We start from the raw sequence: 7,546 nt of genomic DNA, 5'->3' as shown, positions 1-7,546 counted from the left end.
ACAAAAACCCCCGAAACCTCAACGATTTCGGGGGTAAGCGTGGTGATCCATTGGAGACTCGAACTCCAGACCCTCTGATTAAAAGTCAGATGCTCTACCGACTGAGCTAATGGATCTGATGGCTGGGGCGGTAGGATTTGAACCTACGCGTACAAGAGTCAAAGTCTTGTGCCTTAACCGCTTGGCGACGCCCCAACAGGCAGAAAAGCCGTTCAGACCGCCACTTGATCGATCAGAACGGCCACAAAGATGGGGTGGATGATGGGGATCGAACCCACGACCTCCAGGGCCACAACCTGGCACTCTAACCACCTGAGCTACATCCACCACATGGCGCGCCCGAAGGGATTTGAACCCCTGACCCACGGCTTAGAAGGCCGTTGCTCTATCCAACTGAGCTACGGGCGCAAGACGCCTTCGGGGCATACCCGCTTTCGGGCGGCGGCAAATTTGCCGCTGACAATTTGAGATTATAGCATGGCCCCATGTGTTTGTCCATAGCTTTTACAGAATTTTCATGACCGGCGTCGGGCCGCCCTCCCGGAACTCCAGCACCGCGTACCGCCCGCTCAGCAGCGCGCCCGGATTGAGCAGCAGAATGTCGCCGGCGCGCTCGACCGAGGGCACATGCGTGTGCCCGTACAGCGCCGCCTGCGCGCCCGTCTCCCGCGCTCGGCAGGCGAGCGCCAACAGCCCCTGCTTGACCCGAAGGCGGTGGCCGTGCGTGAGCAGCAGCCGGATCCCCTCGACCGTCAGCGTCATCTCCTCGGGCGCGGTGGCCGAGTAAACGTCGCAGTTGCCGCGCACCGCATGCACCGGTACGCGAAGCAACGCCTCGAACCGCCCGGCGTCGGCCGAAACGTCGCCCAGGTGGATCAGCGCGTCCACGCCCCGAAGCGCCTCGGCCGCGCGCGCGACGTTCATAGCGGCGCCGTGGCTGTCGGACACCAGCCCCAGCCTAATCATCGCCCTGCGCCTCGAGCTGCCTGAGCAGCGCGAGCGCCGCCCGCGCGCGGTGAGAGACGGCGTTCTTCTCCTCGGCCGAGGCCTCGGCAAAGGTCTTGTGAAGGTCGGTCGAGTAGAACAGCGGGTCATAGCCGAATCCGCCCTCGCCCCGGTACTCGGTCAGTATCTCGCCCTCGCAGACGCCGCGCGCGATCAGCGGCGGGCGGCCGGGGCGGGCCAGCGCCATGGCGCACACGAACCGCCCCGACCGGTCGGTTCGGCCCGACAGTTCTTTGAGCAGCAGCCGGTTGTTGGCCTCGTCGTCGCCGTGCACCCCGGCGTAGCGCGCCGAATACACGCCCGGCCGCAGATTCAGCGCATCCACCTCGAGCCCGGAATCGTCCGCCACGCTTAAGCAGCCGGTCAGCCGACACAGCGCCTCGGCCTTAATCAGCGCGTTGGCTTCGAATGTGGCGCCGCACTCCTCCACGTCGATTTCGGCGCCCATCTCCTTCATCGACACCACGTCGAACCGGTGACCCAGCAGTTGCCTCAATTCCTTGAGCTTGCCGAAATTCGCGCTGGCCATAACCAACCGAGGCTTCTTACCGATCACCCGCGCCGCCTCGCCCAGCGCCTCGTCCTGCGCCCTCATCAACTGCCCGATCCCGCGCTCGGCCAGATCCAGCAGTTGCACAAGCTCCGGACGGCTGAACGCGCGCCCCTCGCCCGTGCCCTGAACCTCGACGAAGTCCATGCGGCCCCGCGCGTCCCGGGTCATCACCACATTCATGTCGGCCTGCGCGTCCTTGTCTTCGAAGTAATCGAGGTCGAGCAGCGCGAGGTCGGCGACCAGCCCGACGCTGACCGCGGCCAACCGCCTGACGACCGGCGAGTCCTGGATTCGGCCCTCGGAAAGCAGCTTATCCACCGCCAGACACAGCGCCACAAACGCGCCGGTAATCGCGGCGGTGCGCGTGCCGCCGTCGGCCTGCAACACGTCGCAGTCGAGCGTGACCGTGTGCTCGCCCATGCGCGTCAAATCGCAGCAGGCGCGCACGGCGCGGCCGATCAGCCGAGCAATCTCGACCGACCGGCCGTCCCGCTTGATGCCGTCGCGGGGCTTTCGCGTACTCGTCGCACCGGGCAGCATGGCGTATTCCGCCGTCACCCACCCCTTGCCCCGCCCCTTCAAGAAGGGCGGCACGCCCGGCTCGAACGACGCGGTGCACAGCACGCGCGTCCGGCCGCAAACGATCAGCGCGGAACCCGCCGCCATCTCGGTGTAGTGGGGGATGATCTGAACGCGCCGCAATTGGTCGTCCCGCCGTTCCTCGCTCCGCATTGGTATACCCTCCGTATTGTGCTAATCCATGTCAATGATCGATGCCGTCTGGGTGCGGATGTACTCCTGGGTCAGGCTGGCCGCGTCGTTGACAAATGTGGGCACGGTCAGCGTCGACTGGCCGGGATCGTAGGGCTTGCCCTCCACCTGCACGTCCACGCGCTTGATGCCGTCGAACCGGGTGCAGGTCAACACCAGGGCCCGCAGCGCCACCCGCCCGCCGTCGGAGTTCTCGGCGACGTTCATGAACTCCTTGGTAAAGTTGATCGTCGCCACGCCGTTCTTCACCGCCACGCCGATCAGACCGCAGCCCGGCGGCAGCGTGTTGTCGAGCGGGCTCTGCGCGCTCGGCCCCTTCAGAAGCTCAAGCACCGCGGTGTTGATGTCGCTCGGCCCGTACACCATGCGGGTGACCGGCACCAGCAGCGACGAGGCGTCGCCCGGGAAGTACAGCTGCACCGTCTGCATGGCGCTGGGCTCCACCGCCGACTGCGAACCGCCCTCGAGGTTGATCGAACCCCGCTCGAACACGCCCGACACCTTGGTGCCGAAGGTCAGCGCGTCGCGCTTCTGCCCGCCGACCAGGAACTCGACGCGCTCCACCGTGGGAAACTCGGTCAGCGTCTGCACGACCGCGTCCACCATGGCGGCCTCGGCCTGAGCGTCGGCCATCTTCATCACCTGTGTGCCCAGGTCGATGCGCGCCACGCCGTCCTTCGAGACGTCCAGGTCGATCGAGGTGCCTTCGGGCAGCACGGTGCGCAGCCCCAGCCGCGCGGCCTCCATGTCGTTGTAGGCCGACTTCACCATCATGGCGAGCGTGGCCTTGGCGATGCCCGGCTCGTTGGGGATCGAGCGCGTCACCGGCACCAGGTAGCCGTAGTTGTCCTGATAGTACACGACCGTCTTGACCGCGTCCGACGCCGTCTCAGGCACGGCGAGGCCGGTTCCCTCCTGCGGCACGCCCACATTGGGCGTGCTCGGCGCGCCCGCTCCGTCCACCTGCGTGCCCGGTGCGCGCCACAAGCCCCACGCCGCGACAATGGCCAGCGTCAGCGCCAGCAGCACCGCACTGAGCAGGTAAAGCGTGCGCTGGCTCGTGCTAAACTTCATTCCGAACCCTCCCTGCCTTTTTAGTCTTGCGTTCCAATCTATTCGAACGTCAGGACAGGCAGAACGAGGGGATGCGCCTATTTTACCACAGTTCCCCGCGCCGCGATTGCGCTTTTGAACGGTTTTCGATATAATAACAATCAACCGGACTTGGAGGATTTTTCGCATGCCAATGGATGGACTGACGCTTTATTACATGGCGCGGGAGCTTTCGGGCGCGTTGTCGGGCGGGCGCGTGGACAAGGTCACGCAGCCCGAGCGCGACGAACTGCTCATTGCGGTGCGGGCGCAGGGCCGTTCGCAGGTGCTGCTGATGAGCGCCAATGCGGGCACCGCGCGCGCCCACCTGACCCAATACAAAAAGAACAACCCGCTCGAGCCGCCGATGCTGTGCATGCTGCTGCGCAAGCACCTGGTTTCCGGGCGCGTGGCAGGCGTGCGCCAGGCGCTGGGCGACCGCATCCTCGAGCTCGACGTGCAGAGCTGCTCGGAGCTCGGCGACGCGCGCGCGATGACGCTCGTTTGCGAGTTCATGGGCAAGCACTCCAACCTGATCCTGGTCGGCCCGGACGGGCGGATCGTGGATTGTGCGCGCCATGTGACCGGCGACATCAGCCGCGTGCGCGAGGTGCTGCCGGGCCTGCCTTACGAGCGCCCGCCCGAGCAGGGCAAGCTGCGCTTTGACGAGCCGGACGAGGGCGCGCTGGCCGAAGCGCTCACCGCGCGGGACGCTCAGCCGCTCGCCCGCGCGCTGGCCGACTGCCTGACCGGTCTGTCGCGCCAGAGCGCGCAGGAGTTGGCGCTGTGCGTTCTGGGCGACGAGGCGGCGCAGCTTCACGCCGTCGACGCCGCGCAGCTCGCCCGGCGCGTTTCGGCTTGGCTACGCAATCCGCCCGCGCCCGACGCGCGGCTGGTGCTGAATGCGGACGGCGCGCCGCTCGACGTGACCGCCTTTCCCTACCGAATCTATGACGGCCTTGAGCAGCGCGCGCTGCCCTCGCTGTCGGAGGCGATGGACGCGTTCTACCGCGAAAAAGACCTTTCCGACCGCGCTCGGCAGAAATCGGCGGCGCTCAGGCGCGTGCTGAAAAACAACGTCGAGCGCTGCGAGAAGAAGCTGGCGCTGCAGCTCGAGGCGCTCGAGGGCAGTGGGCGCATGGAGGAATACCGCGTCAAGGGCGAGCTGCTGGTGGCCGCGCAGGCGCAAATCCGCAAGGGACAAAAATCGGTCACACTGCCCAACTATTACGACCCGGCCTGCGAAGAGATCGAGGTGGCGCTCGACGTACAGCTCTCCCCCGGCCAGAACGCGCAGCGCTACTTCAAGCTGTACCAAAAAGCGCGCTCGGCGCGCACGCTGGCCGCCGAGCAGAAGGAAAAGACCGAGGAGGAGCTGCGCTACTTCGAGGGGCAGCTGTTCAACCTGGACGGCTGCGAGGACGAGGCCGCGCTGAACGAGATCCGGGAGGAACTCGAAGCGTTGCGCTTCGTGCGTTCAAACCGCAACCGGCGACAGTTGAAAAAGCTGCCGCCGTCAAGGCCGCTGCACTACCTGTCGAGCACCGGCGCGCACATCCTGGTCGGGCGCAACAACCTGCAAAACGACCGCTTGACTCAAGGCGCGCAGCCCGACGAGACCTGGCTGCACGCCAAGGACATGCCCGGCTCGCATGTAATCATCGTGGGCGCGAACCCTGACGAGCGCACGCTGCACGAGGCGGCGCTGCTGGCCGCGCGCCACTCAAAAGGCGGCGCCTCCTCGCGCGTGCCGGTCGACTACACGCTGCGCAAGCACGTCAAGAAGCCCTCGGGCGCAAAGCCCGGCTACGTGATCTACACGCACCAGCGCACGCTGTACGTCACGCCGGACGAGGAGGCGCTCAAAGTCATTCGCGAAGCGGATACAACCGATTGAGCGCGTTCCCTAGAACAGCCCCGAAATCCGCCCCTCGTCGTCCACATCGATCATCTCCGCCGCGGGCACCTTGGGCAGGCCCGGCATGGTCATGATGTCGCCGGTCAGCGCCACGATGAAGCCCGCGCCGGCGGACACCTTGAGGCTGCGCACGGTGACGGTGAAGCCGCTGGGCGCGCCGCGCAGCGCCGCGTCGTCGGAGAAGCTGTATTGGGTCTTGGCCATGCAGATCGGATAATCGCCGTAGCCGAGCGCGGTCAGCTGCGCCGATTGCTTCTGCGCCGCGGGCAGCAATTGCACGCCGTCGGCGCGATAGACGCGGCGGGCGATCGCGTCCAGCTTTTCCTCGATCGCCGTGCCCATTTCATAGGCATGCGTAAGCGTGCTGCGCCGCTCGCACAGCCTGACCACTTCCTCGGCCAGCAGCACGCCGCCTTCGCCGCCCTTGCCCCACACCTCCGACAGCGCCACGTGCACGCCGCGCGCGCGGCAGCCCTCTTCGATCAGTTTGAGCTCCGCCTCGCTGTCGGTCGGGAAGCGGTTGATCGCCACCACGCAGGGCAGCGAGAACACGCCCGTGATGTTGTCCACATGTTGAAGCAGGTTGGGCATGCCGCGCCCGAGCGCCTCGAGGTCTTCTGTGCCGAGGCTCGCCTTGGGCGCGCCGCCGTGGTGCTTGAGCGCGCGAACGGTCGCCACCACCACCACCGCCGACGGTTGCATATGCGCCATGCGGCACTTGATGTCGAGGAACTTCTCCGCGCCCAGATCCGCGCCGAACCCGGCCTCGGTTACCGCGTAGTCGGCGAGCTTCATCGCCATGCGCGTGGCAACGATCGAGTTGCAGCCGTGCGCGATGTTGGCGAACGGGCCGCCGTGGATCAGCGCGGGCGTGCCCTCGAGCGTCTGGACGAGATTGGGCTTGAGCGCGTCCTTGAGCAGCGCCGCCATCGCGCCCGCCGCCTTGAGGTCACCCGCGGTCACCGGCTGCTCATCGTAGGTATAGCCGACGATGATGCGCGAAAGCCGCGCCTTGAGGTCGGCGATCGAGTTCGACAGACAGAGCACCGCCATCACCTCGGAGGCCACGGTGATGTCGTAGCCGTCCTCGCGCGGCGAGCCGTTGACGCGCCCATTCAAACCGTTCACGATGAAGCGCAGCTGCCGGTCGTTCATGTCCACGCAGCGCCGCCAGGTGATGCGCCGGGGATCGATGCGAAGCGCGTTGCCCTGATGGATGTGGTTGTCGAGCATGGCCGCCAGCAGGTTGTTGGCCGCGCCGATCGCGTGGAAGTCGCCGGTGAAGTGCAGGTTGATGTCCTCCATCGGCACCACCTGCGCCCAACCGCCCCCGGCCGCGCCCCCTTTGACGCCGAACACCGGGCCCAGCGAGGGCTCGCGCAGCGCCACGCAGGCGTTTTTACCGATCCTGCGCAGAGCGTCGGCCAGCCCGACCGTGGTGGTGGTCTTGCCCTCGCCCGCCGGCGTGGGCGTGATCGCCGTGACCAGGACCAGCTTGCCGTCGGGTTTCTCCGTCTCGCCGAGCAGCTTGAGGTCGATCTTGGCCTTATGGTTGCCGTAGAGCTCGACATAGCGCTCGTCGATGCCGGCGCGCGCCGCGATCTCGCGGATGGGCTGCATGGGCTGCGACTGCGCGATTTCGATGTCGGACAAAGATGCCATGTATACGCCTCCTTTTGGTGCCTTGCTGTTCGCCTCCATTACTCCATTATATACCCGTTTTGCGATTTTACCAACCCCCTATGCGCGGCAATCAGGCTCTGTTGCGCGCCGGCGGGCGCGGATGATATAATGGCGCGGGCGAAGGGACTACGCGCGACGCCCTGCGAGGAGGGAACATGGTCTCAATCGAGCGGGTGCAGACGCTGCTGGACGAGCTGTGCGCCGAGCTGCCTCCGGCGTTTTTTGAGGCGCTCAACGGCGGCATCTGTCTGCTGCCTGATGCGCGCAGCAACCCGGCGGCCGCCGGGCTGTACACCCTGGGCGAATACCACCGGGGCGGGGCGATGGGGCGCTACATCAGCATCTACTACGGCTCGTTCGCGCGGGTGTTCGGCGCGCTCGGCGAGCCCGGCCTTCGGCATGAGCTGCGCGAGGTGCTGCTGCACGAGTTCACCCATCACTTGGAGTCGTTGGCCGGCGAGCGCTCGCTCGAAGAAAAAGACCGGCGGTTCCTGGAAGCATATAAAAACCGCGGGCGCAACTGA

6 protein-coding genes and 4 tRNA genes are annotated in these 7,546 nt (G+C 66.3%); 2 read left to right on the top strand and 8 right to left on the bottom strand.

Annotated features, from left to right (window positions below; translation table 11 throughout):
* Positions 1 to 40 precede the first annotated feature (40 nt).
* The 7 genes from ACH6CV_RS16130 to ACH6CV_RS16100 form a co-directional block, all read right to left on the bottom strand.
* Positions 41 to 116, bottom strand: a tRNA-Lys gene (locus ACH6CV_RS16130).
* Between the two features lie 3 nt (positions 117 to 119).
* Positions 120 to 195: transfer RNA gene (locus ACH6CV_RS16125), tRNA-Gln, on the bottom strand.
* Between the two features lie 55 nt (positions 196 to 250).
* A tRNA-His gene (locus ACH6CV_RS16120) sits at positions 251 to 327 on the bottom strand.
* Positions 328 to 331: 4 nt separating this feature from the next.
* Positions 332 to 408 (bottom strand) — tRNA-Arg (locus tag ACH6CV_RS16115).
* Between the two features lie 96 nt (positions 409 to 504).
* Positions 505 to 966, bottom strand: coding sequence for a metallophosphoesterase (locus ACH6CV_RS16110; RefSeq protein ID WP_456359242.1), 462 nt, complete (start codon positions 964 to 966; stop codon positions 505 to 507).
* Positions 959 to 2,290, bottom strand: a complete 1,332-nt coding sequence (gene rph, locus ACH6CV_RS16105) for a ribonuclease PH (protein ID WP_456359241.1) — start codon at positions 2,288 to 2,290, stop codon at positions 959 to 961. Before rph ends, ACH6CV_RS16110 begins: the two co-directional genes overlap by 8 nt.
* Positions 2,291 to 2,311: 21 nt before the next feature.
* The gene (locus ACH6CV_RS16100) at positions 2,312 to 3,403 is read right to left on the bottom strand and encodes a GerMN domain-containing protein (RefSeq protein ID WP_456359240.1); all 1,092 of its coding nucleotides are present in this window, start codon (positions 3,401 to 3,403) and stop codon (positions 2,312 to 2,314) included.
* Positions 3,404 to 3,569: 166 nt separating this feature from the next.
* Here ACH6CV_RS16100 and ACH6CV_RS16095 point away from each other — a divergent pair, with 166 nt between their 5' ends.
* Positions 3,570 to 5,318, top strand: coding sequence for an Rqc2 family fibronectin-binding protein (locus tag ACH6CV_RS16095; protein ID WP_456359239.1), 1,749 nt, complete (start codon positions 3,570 to 3,572; stop codon positions 5,316 to 5,318).
* 9 nt (positions 5,319 to 5,327) lie between these two features.
* On the opposite strand, the gene ACH6CV_RS16090 is transcribed toward ACH6CV_RS16095, so the two are convergent.
* Positions 5,328 to 7,001, bottom strand: coding sequence for a formate--tetrahydrofolate ligase (locus ACH6CV_RS16090; protein ID WP_456359238.1), 1,674 nt, complete (start codon positions 6,999 to 7,001; stop codon positions 5,328 to 5,330).
* Between the two features lie 176 nt (positions 7,002 to 7,177).
* On the opposite strand from ACH6CV_RS16090, the gene ACH6CV_RS16085 reads away from it, so the two are divergent.
* The gene (locus ACH6CV_RS16085; protein WP_456359237.1) at positions 7,178 to 7,546 is read left to right on the top strand and encodes a metallopeptidase family protein; all 369 of its coding nucleotides are present in this window, start codon (positions 7,178 to 7,180) and stop codon (positions 7,544 to 7,546) included.

The organism is Anaerozeibacter quisquiliarum (genome assembly GCF_051162045.1).
GTDB classification, from domain to species: Bacteria; Bacillota; Clostridia; order Christensenellales; family Aristaeellaceae; genus Anaerozeibacter; species Anaerozeibacter quisquiliarum.
This window is presented reverse-complemented; position numbering and strand designations above follow the sequence as displayed.